At 65.0% G+C, this 15,784-nt stretch carries 17 protein-coding genes; 7 read left to right on the top strand and 10 right to left on the bottom strand.

Annotation, left to right across the window (positions count from 1 at the left end; all coding sequences use genetic code 11):
* Positions 1–34 precede the first annotated feature (34 nt).
* The 5 genes from ldcA to R2N16_RS24665 all read right to left on the bottom strand — a co-directional run bounded on the left by ldcA (position 35) and on the right by R2N16_RS24665 (position 4,174).
* Positions 35–961: a muramoyltetrapeptide carboxypeptidase gene (ldcA, locus tag R2N16_RS24685; protein WP_316669556.1), complete on the bottom strand. Its 927-nt coding sequence runs from the start codon at positions 959–961 to the stop codon at positions 35–37.
* On the bottom strand, positions 958–1,506 hold the full coding sequence (tadA, locus tag R2N16_RS24680; protein WP_316669553.1) for a tRNA adenosine(34) deaminase TadA: 549 nt from the start codon (positions 1,504–1,506) through the stop codon (positions 958–960). Before tadA ends, ldcA begins: the two co-directional genes overlap by 4 nt.
* A 19-nt stretch (positions 1,507–1,525) precedes the next feature.
* Positions 1,526–2,002, bottom strand: coding sequence for a 6-carboxytetrahydropterin synthase QueD (gene queD, locus R2N16_RS24675; RefSeq protein ID WP_316669551.1), 477 nt, complete (start codon positions 2,000–2,002; stop codon positions 1,526–1,528).
* A 69-nt stretch (positions 2,003–2,071) separates the two neighbouring features.
* On the bottom strand, positions 2,072–2,710 hold the full coding sequence (queE, locus tag R2N16_RS24670) for a 7-carboxy-7-deazaguanine synthase (protein ID WP_316669550.1): 639 nt from the start codon (positions 2,708–2,710) through the stop codon (positions 2,072–2,074).
* Positions 2,711–2,956: 246 nt separating this feature from the next.
* Positions 2,957–4,174: an MFS transporter gene (locus R2N16_RS24665; RefSeq protein WP_316669548.1), complete on the bottom strand. Its 1,218-nt coding sequence runs from the start codon at positions 4,172–4,174 to the stop codon at positions 2,957–2,959.
* A gap of 148 nt (positions 4,175–4,322) precedes the next feature.
* Here R2N16_RS24665 and R2N16_RS24660 point away from each other — a divergent pair, with 148 nt between their 5' ends.
* The 4 genes from R2N16_RS24660 to R2N16_RS24645 all read left to right on the top strand — a co-directional run bounded on the left by R2N16_RS24660 (position 4,323) and on the right by R2N16_RS24645 (position 8,107).
* Complete coding sequence (locus tag R2N16_RS24660; protein WP_316669546.1) at positions 4,323–5,267, top strand: LysR substrate-binding domain-containing protein; 945 nt, start codon at positions 4,323–4,325, stop codon at positions 5,265–5,267.
* A 66-nt stretch (positions 5,268–5,333) separates the two neighbouring features.
* Positions 5,334–6,032 (top strand): 2-hydroxychromene-2-carboxylate isomerase, encoded by a 699-nt coding sequence (locus tag R2N16_RS24655; RefSeq protein ID WP_316669545.1) that lies wholly within the window; start codon positions 5,334–5,336, stop codon positions 6,030–6,032.
* A gap of 3 nt (positions 6,033–6,035) precedes the next feature.
* Positions 6,036–6,863, top strand: a complete 828-nt coding sequence (locus R2N16_RS24650) for an isocitrate lyase/PEP mutase family protein (protein ID WP_316669543.1) — start codon at positions 6,036–6,038, stop codon at positions 6,861–6,863.
* Between the two features lie 29 nt (positions 6,864–6,892).
* Positions 6,893–8,107, top strand: coding sequence for an MFS transporter (locus tag R2N16_RS24645; RefSeq protein ID WP_316669541.1), 1,215 nt, complete (start codon positions 6,893–6,895; stop codon positions 8,105–8,107).
* Here R2N16_RS24645 and R2N16_RS24640 read toward each other — a convergent pair.
* A complete protein-coding gene (locus R2N16_RS24640; RefSeq protein ID WP_316669539.1) occupies positions 8,100–9,002 on the bottom strand; it encodes a LysR family transcriptional regulator in 903 nt (300 codons plus the stop codon). The two genes, R2N16_RS24645 and R2N16_RS24640, sit on opposite strands and share 8 nt — an antisense overlap.
* 109 nt (positions 9,003–9,111) lie before the next feature.
* Between R2N16_RS24640 and R2N16_RS24635 the strand changes: the two genes are divergently transcribed.
* The gene (locus R2N16_RS24635) at positions 9,112–9,993 is read left to right on the top strand and encodes an MBL fold metallo-hydrolase (protein WP_316669537.1); all 882 of its coding nucleotides are present in this window, start codon (positions 9,112–9,114) and stop codon (positions 9,991–9,993) included.
* Between the two features lie 25 nt (positions 9,994–10,018).
* The gene (locus tag R2N16_RS24630) at positions 10,019–10,714 is read left to right on the top strand and encodes a DsbA family protein (protein ID WP_316669535.1); all 696 of its coding nucleotides are present in this window, start codon (positions 10,019–10,021) and stop codon (positions 10,712–10,714) included.
* 11 nt (positions 10,715–10,725) lie between these two features.
* On the opposite strand, the gene thpR is transcribed toward R2N16_RS24630, so the two are convergent.
* From thpR to pcaH, 3 genes are all read right to left on the bottom strand, one after another.
* Entirely contained in the window at positions 10,726–11,310 is a 585-nt protein-coding gene (thpR, locus tag R2N16_RS24625; RefSeq protein WP_316669533.1) for an RNA 2',3'-cyclic phosphodiesterase, read from the bottom strand.
* 153 nt (positions 11,311–11,463) lie between these two features.
* The gene (pcaG, locus tag R2N16_RS24620) at positions 11,464–12,159 is read right to left on the bottom strand and encodes a protocatechuate 3,4-dioxygenase subunit alpha (RefSeq protein ID WP_316669531.1); all 696 of its coding nucleotides are present in this window, start codon (positions 12,157–12,159) and stop codon (positions 11,464–11,466) included.
* On the bottom strand, positions 12,159–12,908 hold the full coding sequence (gene pcaH, locus R2N16_RS24615) for a protocatechuate 3,4-dioxygenase subunit beta (protein ID WP_316669529.1): 750 nt from the start codon (positions 12,906–12,908) through the stop codon (positions 12,159–12,161). Before pcaH ends, pcaG begins: the two co-directional genes overlap by 1 nt.
* 93 nt (positions 12,909–13,001) lie before the next feature.
* Between pcaH and pcaQ the strand changes: the two genes are divergently transcribed.
* A complete protein-coding gene (gene pcaQ, locus R2N16_RS24610) occupies positions 13,002–13,946 on the top strand; it encodes a pca operon transcription factor PcaQ (protein WP_316669527.1) in 945 nt (314 codons plus the stop codon).
* Positions 13,947–14,012: 66 nt separating this feature from the next.
* On the opposite strand, the gene R2N16_RS24605 is transcribed toward pcaQ, so the two are convergent.
* On the bottom strand, positions 14,013–15,401 hold the full coding sequence (locus R2N16_RS24605) for an L-cystine transporter (RefSeq protein WP_316669525.1): 1,389 nt from the start codon (positions 15,399–15,401) through the stop codon (positions 14,013–14,015).
* Between the last annotated feature and the right edge of the window lie 383 nt (positions 15,402–15,784).

The following is a 15,784-nucleotide window of genomic DNA, read 5'->3' as shown; positions in this document are numbered from 1 at the left end:
TACCACCCGGACGTGACCCGGATGGCCGGAAGGCTTATGCCTTGAGCGTCGGGTACCCCGAAAAGTGCAGCGTAAAGCCCGTGGCGTCGACATCCAGTTCGGCCTGTGCGCCAATCGGCAGGGTCGCCTTGGTCGGGCAATGGCCGAACGGCAAGCCGGTGATGACCGGAATCGACAGGCGTTGGGCCAGGTAATCGCGCATGGTGTCGAAATCGTAGCCGGCGTCGTACGGTGTCGTGCGATACCCCGAGAAATCGCCCAGCACGAGCGCCTGCTGGGCATCAAGCACGCCCGCTTGCTGCAATTGCAGCAGCATGCGCTCGACGCGGTAAGGATGCTCGTTGATGTCCTCAACGAACAGGATGCCGTCGCGGATATCCGGTAGATACGGCGTGCCGATCAGGCTGCACAGCATGGCCAGATTGCCGCCCCACAGCGTGCCGGCATAGTGGCCCTGCCGTGCACAGACACCAGGTTGCGGTACATCCACGCGCAACGCATAGGTCGGATGACGCAGAATGCCCCAGAAGTGCTCGGCCATGAACGGGTCGACCTTCTCCAGCCCGAAGTCCGAACACACGTGAGGGCCGGCAAACGTCACACCGCCCGTGGCCGCCAGGTACGCCAGCGAAAACACGGTGAAATCGCTGTGGCCCACGATGATGGCGTCGGTCGCCTGCGCGCGGCGGCCGATGTCGATGAAGTCGATATGGTCCAGCAAGCGCGTGAGGCCATACCCCCCGCGGATGGCCATGGCGATTTCCTGACCGCTGCCCGTGCCGATCTGGTTCAGGTCAGCCAGCCGCGCGAGTTCGCCGCCGGCAAAACGCTGATGCTGCCGGCTCAGACACTCGCGGTTGACGATCGTGCAGCCCTGCGCTTCCAACGCCGCCACACCGCGCTCGGCGATGGCCGGATCGTTCGGATAGCCGGAAGGCGCGATCAGGCGGACAGTGGTCATGTGGCAGATTCGTCAGAGTGGGTGGAGGCCAAGCGCGCCGCACGTTGGCTGGCCCGGCGCTCGGCAAAGAAGGCGCGCAGCATGTCGCCGCATTCCTGTGCGAGCACACTGCCTGTGATGGCGGTCTGGTGGTTCAGCCGCGTCTCGGCAAACAGGTCGAGGATGCTGCCTGCGGCGCCCGTCTTGGGATCCGGCGCACCGTAGACGACACGCGCCACACGGGCGTGCAGCATGGCGCCGGCGCACATCACGCACGGCTCCAGCGTCACGAAGACTTCGCAGTCGGGCAGGCGGTAGTTGCCGAGCTTTTCGGCGGCCTGGCGCAGGGCGCGCATCTCCGCATGCGCAGACGGATCATGTGTGCCAATCGGGGCGTTGTAGCCGACGCCGACGATCTCGTTGCCCCGCACGACCACGGCACCCACCGGCACCTCGCCCTGCCCCCACGCGAACTTGGCCTGCACGAGCGCCTGCTGCATCCAGTAGCCGTCGCGCTCTTGGGCGGACATGCCTGCAGGCGGCGTAAGGACGTGGGGCGTGGTCATGCGTGTCGGCTTTATCCGATCAATCCTGCTCGTGCGGGCGCGCGAGCTTCACGTCGGCCCAGCAATTCGGGGTTTCGTACAGCACCAGCTTGGACAGGCGCAGATGATGCCCGAACGTATTGCGGAATACCGGCTCGAGAATGTCGAACGCGACCTGCGCGAGGTTTTCGACGGTGGGCACGTCGTTCAGCACGACGGTCTTGTGACCGCCTTCCATGCTGCCCAGGAATTCCACGAGCTTCGTGTCGCCGCGATAGACGAGGAAGGCGTGATCCCAAAGGTCGACGAGATGCTTGTTGGCAAGCTGCTTGACGTCGCCGAAGTCAAGGATCATGCCGTCATCGGCGGCTTTATCGTTGTGCAGGACTTCGCCAGTGAGGGTCAGCTCAAGCTGATAACGATGCCCGTGCAGATTGCGGCATTGGCCTGCATGGCCCGGGATGCGGTGGCCGGCGTCGAATTCGAGCCGGCGCGTGATAGAAACGGTCTTGGTCATGGAGCAAGGTGGCGGCAGCAGGCGCCGCGAAACGGCTGGAACGACTGGGATAAGGTGCTGCGGCCCGCCTTAGCGGATGCCCAGCATCTTATGGGTTTGCAGCGACAGGCGCCAGCGCGGCCGATGCTGGCACAGCGCAACGGCGAGCACCGTATTCTGCCGGGCAAGCGGGCCGTCCATGGCCTGCAGGAAGAAATGCTGGAAATCCAGCCGTTCATATGCGTCGAGGTCCTGCCCGTCTTGGGGGATCACCACCTTCAGTTCGTCACCACGCGTGACGACGAGTTCGGAACCCATCTTCGGGCTGACGCACACCCAGTCGATGCCTTCAGGCACGGCGATGGTGCCGTTGGTCTCGATGGCGATTTCGAAGCCGCGTGCGTGCAGTGCGTCGATCAGCGGCCTGTCGAGTTGCAGCAGCGGCTCGCCGCCGGTACAGATGACGAGCGGCTTGCCGCCCGTAGCGTCGGCCGGCCATTCGGCGGCAACGGTATCGGCGAGTGCGTCGGCAGTGGTGTATTTGCCGCCTTGCGTACCGTCCGTGCCGACAAAATCGGTGTCACAGAACTGGCAGACGGCGGTGGCGCGATCAGCTTCGCGCCCACTCCAGAGGTTGCAGCCGGCAAAGCGGCAGAAGACAGCTGCGCGGCCGGTGTTAGCACCTTCGCCTTGCAGCGTGTAGAAGATTTCCTTGACGGCGTAAGTCATGTCTGAACGGTGGCATTCACAGGAGAACGACGCAAAAACGACGTAATTCCCGCGCAAACCGTACCAGTGCCCGCTAGTGATTAACCCGATATTGTTTCACAAATCGGGCGCTTGCGTCGCCCTACCCGCAGAAGGACGCCAGCGTCACAAAGGAAAATGCGCCCTCTGGCGACAACCATGCCGCGAAGATCAGGGTGGCGCCCGCCACCCCCAGCGCCCACGCCATCCACCGTGTGAGTCGCCCGTTCATGCGGGTTGCGCGACCGGCATGCGCGCGAGTTGGCGATCATCGATCGGCCAGTGCAGCAGCGCAGCCACCACGCCGAGCGCCATCGCGCCCAACCAGATTGCGTCGTAGGAATGCAGGTGGTCGTATACCACCCCGCCCAGCCACACGCCCAAGAACGCGCCAATCTGGTGACCGAGGAACACGAAGCCAAAGAGCGTGCCGATGTAGCGCACCCCGAATACCTGCGACAGCAGTCCGTTGGTCAGCGGCACCGTGCCCAGCCAGAGCAAGCCCATCACGATGGCAAATGCATACAAGGTTGCCGGCGACAGCGGCAGCAGGATGAATAGCGCAATCGCCGCGGTGCGAATCAGGTACAACAACGACAGCAGATACTTGCGCCGGAACAGCCCACCCAGGGCGCCGCAGTAATACGTGCCGACGATGTTGGCAGCGGCAATGAGTGCCAGCGCCACCATGCCGTGGCGACCGGTGAGCCCCTTGTCGAGCAGGTAGGCCGGCATGTGGGCACCGATAAAGGCGAGCTGGAACCCACACGTCAGAAAGCCCAGGTTCAGCAGCCAGAAACCGCGGTGGGAAAAGGCCTCGCGAATGGCCGCGCCCATGCTCTGGTGCGCCTCGTGGGCAGCGGCGGCGGATGTTCTCTCGCGCAACGGCGCGGCCAGCGGCAAGAACATCGCCATGACCACCGCCATGACGACCAGCGCCGTCACCCAGCCGACCGTGCTCAGCAAGCCCTGCGCCGTCGGCACCATCACGAATTGGCCGACACCGCCCACTGCACCGGCCACGCCCAGCGCCCAGCTACGCCGTTCTGGCGGCGTGAGCCGGCTGATGGCCCCATACACGACGCCGAACGACGTGCCTGACAGCCCCAGTCCGATCAGCCCGCCCGCCGACAGCGTAAAGCCCAGCGGCGTGCCCGCATGTGCCATCAGCAGCAAACCAAGCGCATAGACCACGACGCCAGCCACCACCACCTTGGCCGCCCCGTAGCGGTCGGCCAGCATGCCCGCAAATGGCTGTGCCGCGCCCCAGACGAGGTTTTGCAGCGCAATCGCCAGGCCGAAGGTTTCGCGCGTCCAACCGTGGCCCATGGTGATGGGCACGAGGAACAGCCCCTGCACGTGGCGAATGCCCAGCGCCACGCCAATCACCGCCCCGCCGGCCAATACGGGCAACCAGGGCGATTGCGTGAGAGATTTCGATGTCATGAGCGTTGTTCTCCGGTGTGGCTGACATTCCGTCTCGGCAAGCGTGTCGAATGTGGAATTGGCTGGAATGTCGCCCGATGGCTTATTAAACTTCGCCCTATTCGGGTTCTCAATTGATCTTTGAGAACGCTTTGCATGAGGAAAACGCATGTCGACTCCCCTGGTTCGGTTGGCCTCCCTGGACTTGTTGCGTGGTTTCGTGGCGGTGGGCCGGCGCATGAGCATCACGCTCGCGGCTGATGATCTGTGCCTGACGCAATCGGCCGTGAGCCGACAGGTGTCGGCGCTGGAGGAGGCGCTGGGCGTGAAGCTGCTGGTCCGCGGGCACCGCTCGATCGCATTCACGCCCGAGGGCGAACGCCTGTTCCGCAGCGCCGACAGTGCCGTGCAGCAGTTGCAGGACGCCATCGGCGCCATCCGCGTGGCGGCAGAACGTCGGCCTGTCACGATCACTGCCAGTATCGGCGTCACAGGCTTGTGGCTGCTGCCGCGCCTGGCGCGCTTCCAACTGCAGTACCCCGACATCGATGTGCGCGTGGCCACCAACAACCGCCTCGTCGACCTGAAGAACGAAGGCATCGAACTTGCCATCCGGTATTGCCCACCGAGCGATGCGCCGCCGGGTGCGATCCGGCTGTTTGGGGAGACCGTTGCGCCGGTCGCGCATCCGTCGGTGGGGTTGCGTTCGCTGGATTCTGCCGAGGCGTTTGCCGGCCTGACGCTGCTCGACTTTGACGACCGCGACCTGCGCCGCCCGTGGCTCCAGTGGACCGACTGGCTGGCTGCCGCTGGCTGGAGCCACGCCAAACCGCGCACCGTGCTGCGCTTCAACCAGCACGACCAGATCATTCACGCCGCGGTGGCCGGCCAGGGCATCGCGCTCGGGCGCCTGCAGCTGATCGCCCCGCTGCTGGCCGACGGCCGCCTGGTCACCGTCCCGACCATCGCCCCTGGCGTGCGCAACACGCATGCGTATTGGCTGATCCAGTCCGAACCCAACCCGCGTCGCGATGTTCGCGATGTGGCCGCCTGGATCTGCTCGGAAGCCGCAACCCAGGTCACGCATGCGTCCGGCGCATCCGAACTTGCGTGAAAGGCGTTTGAGCGCACACGGCGCTCCACGTGTAATGGCGTCAACGACACCCACGTTGGAGGCCGCATGGACACCCTTGGTCGACCGCAGACAGCAACCCCGACTGCCCCTTACAACGCCACCTGGGAAGCGCTCGTCCCCGCGCCCACCGTCGAATTCTGGTTCGATTTCGCCAGCAACTACAGCTACCTGAGCGTGATGCGCGTGGAGGCGGCTGCGGTGCAGCTGGGTGTGCGCGTTGCGTGGAAGCCCTTCCTGCTCGGGCCGATCTTTCAGTCACTCGGCTGGGCCAGTTCGCCGTTCGTGCTGCAGCGGGCCAAAGGCCACTACGTCTGGCAGGACATGGTGCGTGAATGCGCCAAACACGGCTTGCCCTGGACCCAGCCGAGCACGTTTCCGCGCGCGTCTGTCTTGCCGCTGCGAGTGGCGCTGCTCGGCGCGGATGCGCCATGGGTGGGCGCCTTCTGCCAGCGCATCATGCTGCGCAATTTTGCGCAGGACCGCGACATCCACACGCCCGAGGCCGTGGCCGACGAACTGACAGCGCTCGGCTTGCCGGCCGACGCCATCGTGGCCCAAGCACAGTCCGACGCCAGCAGGCCCCGCCTGCGCGAGCAAACGCACGCCGCGCAGATTCGTGGCATCTTTGGCGCTCCCGCGTTCTTTGTCGGCGACGCGATGTTCTGGGGCAATGACCGCCTGGACGATGCGCTCGCCTGTGCCGCAGCATTGCAGTCCAACCCCCATCCACTTCATACCGGATAACCCGTGCCGACCCAGATCGAAAAAGCCCAAGCCTTCCGCGCGCTGCACGAACGCAGCGGCACCTTTGTGATTCCCAACCCGTGGGACCCGGGCTCGGCCCGGCTGCTGGCATCGCTCGGCTTCGAGGCGTTGACCAGCACCAGTGCGGGCTTTGCGTTCTCGCGCGGGCTGCCCGACTATGGCGTCGGCCGGGACACCATCCTCGCGCACGTGGCCGACCTGGCTGCCGCCACGGATGTGCCCATGGCCGCCGATCTGGAAAACGGCTTTGGCGATGCCCCGGAAACCGTGGCCGAGACGATCCGCCTGGCAGGCGCCACCGGCATCGTCGGCGGCTCGATTGAAGACGCCACGGGCCGCGCAGATGCGCCCATCTACTCGCTGGAAGCCTCCGCTGAACGCGTGCGCGCTGCGGTGGAGGCGGCTCGCTCACTGCCGTTCCCGTTCATACTCACCGCACGCGCCGAAAACCACCTGCACGGCCGCAACGACCTGGCCGATACGATCCGCCGCTTGCAAGCCTTCCAGGACGCCGGTGCCGACGTGCTCTACGCGCCCGGCCTGAAAACGCGCGACGAAATCGCCACCGTGCTGCGCGAAATCGATCGTCCGCTCAACGTGCTCATGGGCTTTGCCGACGGCAACCTGAGCGTGGCCGAACTGACCGAACTGGGCGTCAAGCGCATCAGCGTGGGGGCCGCCCTGGCACGCGTCGCCATGGGTGCGTTCCTGCGGGCGGCGGAAGAACTGCGCACCACCGGCACCTTCACCTTTGCGCGCGATGCCGCCAGCGGGGCCCAGCTCAACAGCCTCTTCGCGCCGCTCGCCTGACGCTTGCCGCTGAACGCCAGCCACCCACCATGATGCCCGCCCCGACCGATGCCAAGCCGCCCGGCGGCCTGCGCCAGATTCCCGGCGGTATCTGGGTGCTCGGCTGCGTCAGCCTGCTGATGGACATCGCCTCCGAGATGATCCACAGCCTGCTGCCGCTGTTCATGGTGTCGGTGCTGGGCGCAAGCGCCCTGTCGGTCGGGCTGATCGAAGGCCTGGGCGAATCGACTGCGCTCATCGTCAAGATCTTCTCCGGCACGCTGAGCGACTACCTCGGCAAGCGCAAGGGCCTGGCCGTCTTTGGCTATGCGCTGGGTGCGCTGTCCAAGCCGTTGTTCGCCATGGCCCCCACGGCCGGCACTGTGCTGACGGCGCGCCTGCTGGATCGCGTCGGCAAGGGCATTCGCGGTGCGCCGCGCGATGCGCTGGTCGCCGACATCACCCCGCCTGCGCTGCGCGGCGCGGCCTTCGGGCTGCGGCAATCGCTCGATACCGTGGGCGCGTTTCTGGGGCCGCTTCTGGCCGTCGGGCTGATGCTGCTGTGGGCCAATGACTTTCGCGCCGTGTTCTGGGTGGCCGTGGTGCCGGGGCTGCTGTCCGTAGCGCTGTTAATGTTTGGCCTGCGCGAGCCGCAGACCCACCACGGCGCCCGCCGCACCAACCCGATTCGCCGCGACAACCTCAGGCGGTTGAACAGCGCGTACTGGTGGGTGGTCATGATCGGCGCGGTCTTCACGCTCGCACGTTTTTCCGAAGCGTTCCTGGTCCTGCGTGCGCAGCAAGGCGGCATTCCGGTCGCGCTGGTGCCGTTGGTCATGGTGGCGATGAACGTCGTCTATGCGCTGGCGGCGTATCCGTTCGGCAAGCTCTCAGACCGCATGAGCCATACGAAGCTGCTAGCGCTAGGGCTGGTGGTGTTGATTGCCGCCGATGGCGTGCTTGGCCTGTCCGCCCACTGGGGCATGGTCATCGCTGGCGTGGCATTGTGGGGCGTGCACATGGGCATGACGCAGGGCTTGCTGGCAACCATGGTCGCCGACACCGCACCGGCTGATTTGCGTGGCACCGCCTACGGCATGTTCAACCTGGTGAGCGGGCTGGCCATGTTGATCGCCAGCGTTCTGGCAGGGTTGCTATGGGACCAGCTTGGCGCAGCCGCAACATTCCACGCGGGTGCGGTGTTCTGCGTGCTGGCGTTGGGCTTGCTGGCGATGCGAAGGCAGTCTTCCGAGCCGATCAGGTGACGTTCGGCTGCACCTTGAACCAGTCCACCAGAAAATCCAGCATCGCCCGCAGCGCCGCCGGCATCTGCCTGCGCGAGCTGTACACGCCATGAATGCCCAGCGCCTGCGGCACGTGCTCGGGCAACAGGCGCACGAGTTGCCCGCTGGCGATCAGAGGCCCGGCAGCAAACACCGGCTGCAACGCAATGCCCGCGCCCTCCCGCGCCGCCGCCAGTAACACCATCGATTCATTCGCACTCAGATTGCCGCCCACCGGCACGTCCGACGGCGCGCCCGTCTTGGCATCCGTGAACTTCCACAGGCTTTTGCCGAAGTACGAATACGTCAGACAGTTGTGAATGGCCAGGTCTTCCACGCGGCGCGGTGTGCCATGCGCGGCCAGGTACGACGGTGCTGCCACCACGACGGATTCACACGTGCCCAGCGGCCGCGCAATCAGGTTCGGATCCAGATCGTTGGTGATGCGCACGGCCAGGTCGATGCGCTCTTCCACGAGGTTGATGGTGCGGTTGTCGACCACCAGATCGACCGCCGTTTGCGGATAGCGCTGCAGGTAGGCCGTCACGGCCGCGCTCAGCCGCTGCTGTGCCAATGCTTGTGAGCAGGCAATGCGCAGGAGGCCACGCGGCGTATCGGCTTCGGGGCCATCCGCCACGGCCATCCGTGAAACGATTTCCAGCATCTCGCGGCAGCGCGCGAGCGTCGCTTCGCCGGCGGGCGTCAGGCCGATGCGGCGTGTAGTTCGATGCAGCAGCCGCGCGCCGGACCACGCCTCCATCTGCGCCAGATAGCGCGTGACCATCGCGCGCGACATGTCGAGCCCTTCCGCAGCGGCGCTCAGGCTGCCGCGCTCGACAATCGCCACAAACACTTCGGCGGACGTGATGCGATCCATATTTGATCGATTGACGAAACAAATATGCGCATCTTAGGCTGTTTTTTGATCGGATCAAGCAACCTAAAGTAGCGGCATCATCACCATCACATCCGACTGGAGAAGCCCGATGACCCTGTTCCGCACCCTGCTCGCCGCCGGCCTTGTCAGCGCCGGCCTGATTGCCCACGCTGCCGCGCCGGCGCCATTGCATCTTGAGGTCTACAACCCCGGCGACAAGGGCGTCTTCCCCGTGTCGTCGGAAATCATCACCGGCGCACACGAGGCCATCCTGATCGACGCGCAATTCCAGCGCAGCGACGCAGAAGCGCTCGTGCAGAAACTCCGGGCCAGCGGCAAGACGCTCACCACCGTCTACATCAGCCACAGCGATCCGGATTATTACTTCGGGCTGGATGTCATCCGCGCAGCATTCCCGAAAGCGAAGATCGTGGCCACGCCGCAGACCGTGGCCGCCATCAAGGCATCGATGAACGGCAAGCTCGCCTACTGGGGCCCGATCCTGAAAGACAATGCGCCCAAGACGCTCGTGCTGCCCGACGTGCTGCACGCAGACCACCTGGCGCTCGAAGGCCGCACCATCGAGATCAAGGGCTTGAACGGCCCCGACGCGGCGCGCACGTACCTGTGGATTCCTTCAATCAAGACGGTGGCCGGCGGCGTGGTCGTCAACAGCGGCGGCCACGTATGGATGGCTGACACGCAAACGCGCGAATCGCGCCTGGGCTGGCTGCAGACGCTGGACAGCATCAGCGCGCTCAAGCCGACGACGGTGGTTCCCGGCCACTTCGCCGGTGCGATGCCCAAGGGGCTGGAGGCGGTACGCTTTACGGCGGATTACCTGAAGACCTTTGAGCACCAGGCCGCCAAGGCCAACAACGCGGCGGAGCTGATCAAGGCGATGAAGACCGCGTACCCGACGCTGGCCGGCGATGCATCCCTGGAGCTGGGCGCCAAGGTCATCAAGGGCGAAATGAAGTGGCCGCAGTAAGTTCGCCAGTCACTTGGAAATCGACATGACGACATTGCATTACATCTACGACCCGCTGTGCGGCTGGTGCTACGGCGCCGCGCCGCTGGTGGAAGCCGCGCGCTCCGTGCCGGGCCTGACGGTCGTCTTCCATGGCGGCGGCATGCTCGCTGGGGCAAACCGCCGCGCGGTGACGCCCCAATGGCGTGACTACGTGATGCCGCACGACCACCGCATTGCCGAGTTGACCGGCCAGCCCTTCGGCGAGCCCTACTTTGAAGGCCTGTTGCGCGACACCACGGCCGTGATGGATTCGGAGCCGCCCATTACCGCCGTGCTTGCGGCGCAAGCGCTTGGCGGCCGCGGGTTGGACATGCTCCACCGCGTCCAGCGCGCGCATTACGCAGAAGGCCGGCGCATTGCCGATGTGCCGGTTCTGCGCGAGCTGGCAGCGGAGATGGGCCTGTCACCCGGAGCATTTGATGCGGAATACGCGCGGCAAGCCGGTGCGCTCACGCAGCAGCACATCGCGCAAAGCCGGCAATGGCTCGATCGTGTTGGCGGTCAGGGTTTTCCGACGTTTGCGCTGGAAGATGCGGAGGGCCAACTGGGCATCATCGACATCGGACCGTGGCTCGGCAAACCGGAACACTGGGCACAGGCGCTGACGCAGCACATCGGCGCGCCTGCCCCGATGGCCGAAGCCGACGGCCCGGTCTGCGGGCCGGACGGCTGCGCGTAACAACGTGGTGCTCAGCCCTTGAGCGGCCAGCGGCCGAGTTCGTCGTAGCGCGTCTTGCCCAGCCAGCTATGGATGAGAACGAACTCGCGCACCGTCCACGTGATGGGCTCGACCGCTTTCGGCGCGAAGCCACCGCGGTCATACAGCAGCGTGATGTGCGGCTTGAAATGCCCACGCGGCACCGGCACGGCGGCATGCTGGAGCGCCTCGCCCAGCGCCGACTGAAACGCCATCAAGCCGCCCGCGCCCTCATCACCGAGCAGTACAAACGGGCGATGATCACGCCGGCCATGAAAGCTCACCACCTGGTTGAACGTGGCATCGAACGCCGGCAACGCGAGCCCACCCGCCACCGCACGCACACGCGACACGATCTCCTCGGGCGGCAGATGCACGAAATCGCCCAGATGATGCAGCGTGATATGCAGACGCTCCGTGCGCAGCGCCTTGCCCTTGAAGCCCACCACGGGCCGCAATTGTAGGATCAGTCGCGCAATGCGCTCTGCGGTATCAACGTCGGGCTTGATCGCCAGAAACAGGCGATGCGCGGGCAACTGCGGGGTGGCTTCGAATCCGGGAAGAGTGAGCTGGGTCACGGCAGGGTCGTCAAACGCCGGCTGGCGATTCACCCATTATCGACGCCGGCATGACGTCTCGCTGAAAGTCCTGCTGACCGCGCCAAAAAAACTACGCCCAGCGGGGTGAACCTGCCGGGCGTGGTCTTTGCTGATTCTGATGTGATGCAGCGATCAGATATCGAAGAAGACTGTCTCTGCGCCGCCATCCGGCGTGTCTTGCAGGCGCACGTCGAAGGTGTAGACCACCTCGCCATTGCGCTCGCTGCGCTGGGCAATCAACGTCTTGCGGCGCACTTCCCACTCGATGCCGGTCAGTACCGAGTCCGTACCGTTGGCCGCGGCCTCATCGCTGAAGTACACGCGGGTGTGCAGGCCGAGGTTGATGCCGCGCGCAAACAGGATCATGCAGATGTGCGGTGCCTGTGTTGACCCGCTGCGGCCGGCCACTGCGCCCGGCTTGATGGTTTCGAAACGATAGACACCCGTATCGAAATCCGCACCAGCGCGGCCCCAGCCACGGAATGCCGGGTCGACCGGTTTGTCTTGCCGGTCAGCCGGATGCGCATATTTGCCGTCGGCGTTGGCTTGCCAGATCTCGATCAGCACATCGCGCACGAGCGAGCCGGAACCATCGTAGACGCGGCCTTCCAGCGCGATGCGTTCGCCGCGCGTGGCGGGCGTGGTCAGTACGCTGCCGAATTCCTTGTCGTAGATGTCGAAGCCGGCCTGGCGCGGTGCAAGGCCGATGTGCACATACGGGCCGCCCGTCTGCGAAGCGGTCTCGTTGAAATGCGCGAATGGCGGCGTCGTCGTCATGGCCGCTGCCTGGGCACGTTCGAGCGATTCACGGAGTGTAGTCGTGGTCATCACTTGGCTCCTTGCAGGGCGGGCACAGCGTTCTCGAAATGCGTGGCACGGCGGCCGCGCAGCGTGATGTCGAAGCGGTAGCAGCGGCTATCGAGCGGCACGTGGTTTGCCGTGTCATGCAGCGCGATCAGACCGCGCACCTGCTCTTCGCTGGGGATGGTCTTGATGATCGGGCACTGGGCGATCATCGGGTCGCCCTCGAAGTACATCTGCGTGATCAGGCGCTGCGCCCAGCCGTCGCCGGAGAGCGAGTAATGGATGTGCGACGGGCGCCAATCGTTGATGCGATTGCGCCACGGATACGGGCCGGGCTTGATGGTGCGATAGACATAGTAGCCATTGGCATCCGTGAGCATGCGGCCGCAGCCGCCAAAGTTCGGGTCGATCGGCGCGATGTACTGGTCCTTCTTGTGGCGGTAGCGTCCGCCTGCGTTGGCCTGCCACACCTCCACCAGCGCGTTCGGCACGGGGCGGCCAAACTCGTCGCGCACGTAACCGTGGACGATGATGCGCTCGCCGATCGGCAGGCCTTCCTTGGCGTAGTTGAGGATGAGGTCGTTGTCGAGCGCGCCGAGGTCGTCGGCGTGGAACACCGGCGCGGTGGTTTCCGAAAGCGTATTGAGGGTGGAGATGAGCGCGTTGCGCGGCGAGCGCAGCACGCTGGTCTTGTAGCCGGGGGTCAGTGCGGGCGGGTGCTGTGCGGTATCGCGTTGGGCGAACTCGCCAGTGCCGGAAAGCGGCAGGTTCATGGGGCGTCTCCTGATGAAATCGTGGGAAGACTGTATCGCTGCCAAAAAGTGAAGTAAATTGACTTTTTATCGGAAAATCGATAACCCCACGTTATGGAAAGTACCTTTTCGGCCGAGTTGCCGTCCCGCATCCGCTTTCGCCATCTGAGCTGCTTTGTCGCCATCGCGCAGGAGCGCAACCTGCGGCGTGCTGCCGAGCGGCTGCATCTGAGCCAGCCGGCGGTATCGAAAACGCTGGGTGAGCTGGAGGCGCTGGCCGGGGTGCAACTGGTGGAGCGCGGCCGGCAAGGCGCGCGGCTGACCGCCGCAGGCGAGCAATTCCTGCGGCATGCGGTGGGCGTCACGCAGGCGCTGGAATCGGCCACCGCCGCGCTGATGGGGTCGACGGATGCATCTACGCCGGTTGTGCATGTGGGCGCCCTGCCGACGGTTGCTAGCAGCCTGCTACCCCAGGCGATTGCCCATCTGCACGCGCAACGCCCGCATGCCGGCGTGCGGTTGCGTACCGGCACCAACGTCGAGCTGCTGACCGCGCTCAAGGCCGGTGAACTCGACTTCATCATCGGGCGCATGGCCGAACCGGATCGCATGCAGGGGCTGTCGTTCGAACTGCTATATGCCGAGCCGCTGGCGCTGGTCGTGCGGCCGGGGCATCCGCTGTTGACGCAGCCAGGTGCGTCGGCCTCGCTGCAGGCGGTGCTCGATTACCCGCTGGTGATTGCCACGCCGGGCACGGTGCCGCGCCATCACACCGAGGCGCTGTTCCAGACGCACGGGCTACGCTTGCCCGCGGGGGTGACGGAAACGCTTTCGGTGTCCGTCGCACGGCTGCTGGCGTGCCGATCTGACGCGGTGTGGATCACGCCCGAGCGCGCTGCGGGCGACGATCTGGCGCACGGCCAACTCGCCCGCCTGGACATCGCCACCTCGGCCACCAAGGAGCCCGTTGGCCTGCTGCGCAGAAGCGCCGCCACGCCAAGCGAATTGGCCGGCGCGTTCATGGAACTGCTGACCGAACTGGCGCAAACGCCTGACTGAGCCACCCCGCCCTCAAAAAAAAAATGCCGACCCCATGGCCGGCATTTTTTTCTTTCGAGGCGCGCATCAGCGGTGCGCCATCTCCACATCATCGGCGGCATCGAAGACACTGCGATCGGTTTGCCCCAGCAACTGGCTGGTGATCGTCCCGGCGGTCATCGAGCCGTTGACGTTGAGCGCGGTACGGCCCATGTCGATCAGGGGTTCGATGGAGATCAGCAGTGCCACGAGCGTGACCGGCAAGCCCATGGCCGGCAGCACGATCAATGCTGCGAACGTGGCGCCGCCACCCACACCTGCCACGCCCACTGAGCTGAGGGTGACGATCGCCACCAGCGTCGCAATCCACACGGGATCGAACGGGTTGATGCCCACCGTGGGCGCCACCATCACTGCCAGCATGGCGGGATACAGGCCCGCGCAGCCGTTCTGTCCAATCGTGGTGCCAAACGATGCGGCGAAGCTGGCAATCGATTCCGGCACGCCGATGCGCTGCGTCTGCGCCTCGATGCTCAGCGGAATGGTGGCTGCACTCGACCGGCTCGTGAACGCGAAAGACAGCGCCGGCCAGACCTTGCGGAAGAAGCGAAGCGGATTGATGCCGGTGAGTGTCAGCAGCACGGCATGCACGCCAAACATGATCGCCAGGCCCAGATAAGACGCCACCACGAAGCCGCCAAGCTTGATGACGTCCTGCACGTTGGACACGGCCACCACATTGGTCATCAGCGCCAGGACGCCGTAGGGCGTCAGGCGAATGACGAGTCGCACGAGCTTCATCACCCAGGCCTGCGCGGTGTCAATGGCGGTCAGCACGCGCTCGCCCTTCACGGCGTCGTCCTTGAGCAGGTTCAACGCAGCCACGCCCAGGAACGCCGCAAAGATCACCACGCCGATGATGGACGTCGGCTTGGCGCCGGTCAGTTCGGCAAACGGATTTTTCGGGATAAAGGACTGCACCAATTGCGGCACCGAAAGGTCTGCCACCTTGCCGACATAGTTGTCCTGAATGGCGGTCAGCCGGGCGGTTTCCTGCGCGCCTTGCACCAGCCCCTGCGCTGTCAGGCCAAACAGGTTGGTGACGAACACCCCAACCAGCGCGGAAATCAGCGTCGTGAGCAGCAGCGTGCCGATGGTCAGGACGCTGATCTTGCCCAGCGATGCCGTGCTGTTGAGCTTGCCAACCGAATTCAGCACAGAGACCAGCACGAGCGGCATGACGATCATCTGCAGCAGTTGGATATAGCCGCCCCCAACCATGCTGAACCAGGAGATCGATTGCTTGAGCGTCGCGCTGTCGTCGCCATAGATGAGGTGCAGCACCAGGCCAAACACGATGCCGAGCACCATCCCCAGCAGCACACGTTTCGCCAGACTCCAGCTCGCGTTCACGCGCCCGAGAGCGATCAGGATGGAGACAAAAGTGGCGATATTCAGTAAGAGCGGAAGGTTCATGTTCCCTTTGTGGAGCAAGCTGCGATCGAAATCGAGCCGGCATCTTACGCCAGTTGCACGAAGGTTGCCGGAGCACGAACCGCAACGCAACTGCCGGCCAATCGGCTGCAGAGCCAGCGCTGGCGTGGCGTTGCGGCTGGCCCGTGCCTATGCGCAGTGACGAAAAATGCCCCTGCCACCAGTGCTCGCAACGCCCATTTCCCGTGCGCGCGAGTGGCTTGCCCAAAAAAAAAGAAAAAAGCCCGCACAGTGCGGGCTGTCAAGGAGCCGAGCGATCAGGAGGTCACGCTCAGTCAGAACGAGTGAACGATACCCGTATAGGCACCCAGTTGGTTCTTGCCCGGCGCCGGGTTGTTGTTGGTCGCCTCCACCGAGAAATTGGC

Origin of the sequence: Ralstonia psammae (assembly GCF_958405935.1) — a bacterium.
Lineage (GTDB): Bacteria > Pseudomonadota > Gammaproteobacteria > Burkholderiales > Burkholderiaceae > Ralstonia > Ralstonia psammae.
Note: the sequence above shows the minus strand (reverse complement) of the source record. Positions and strands in the feature narration are given on the sequence as shown.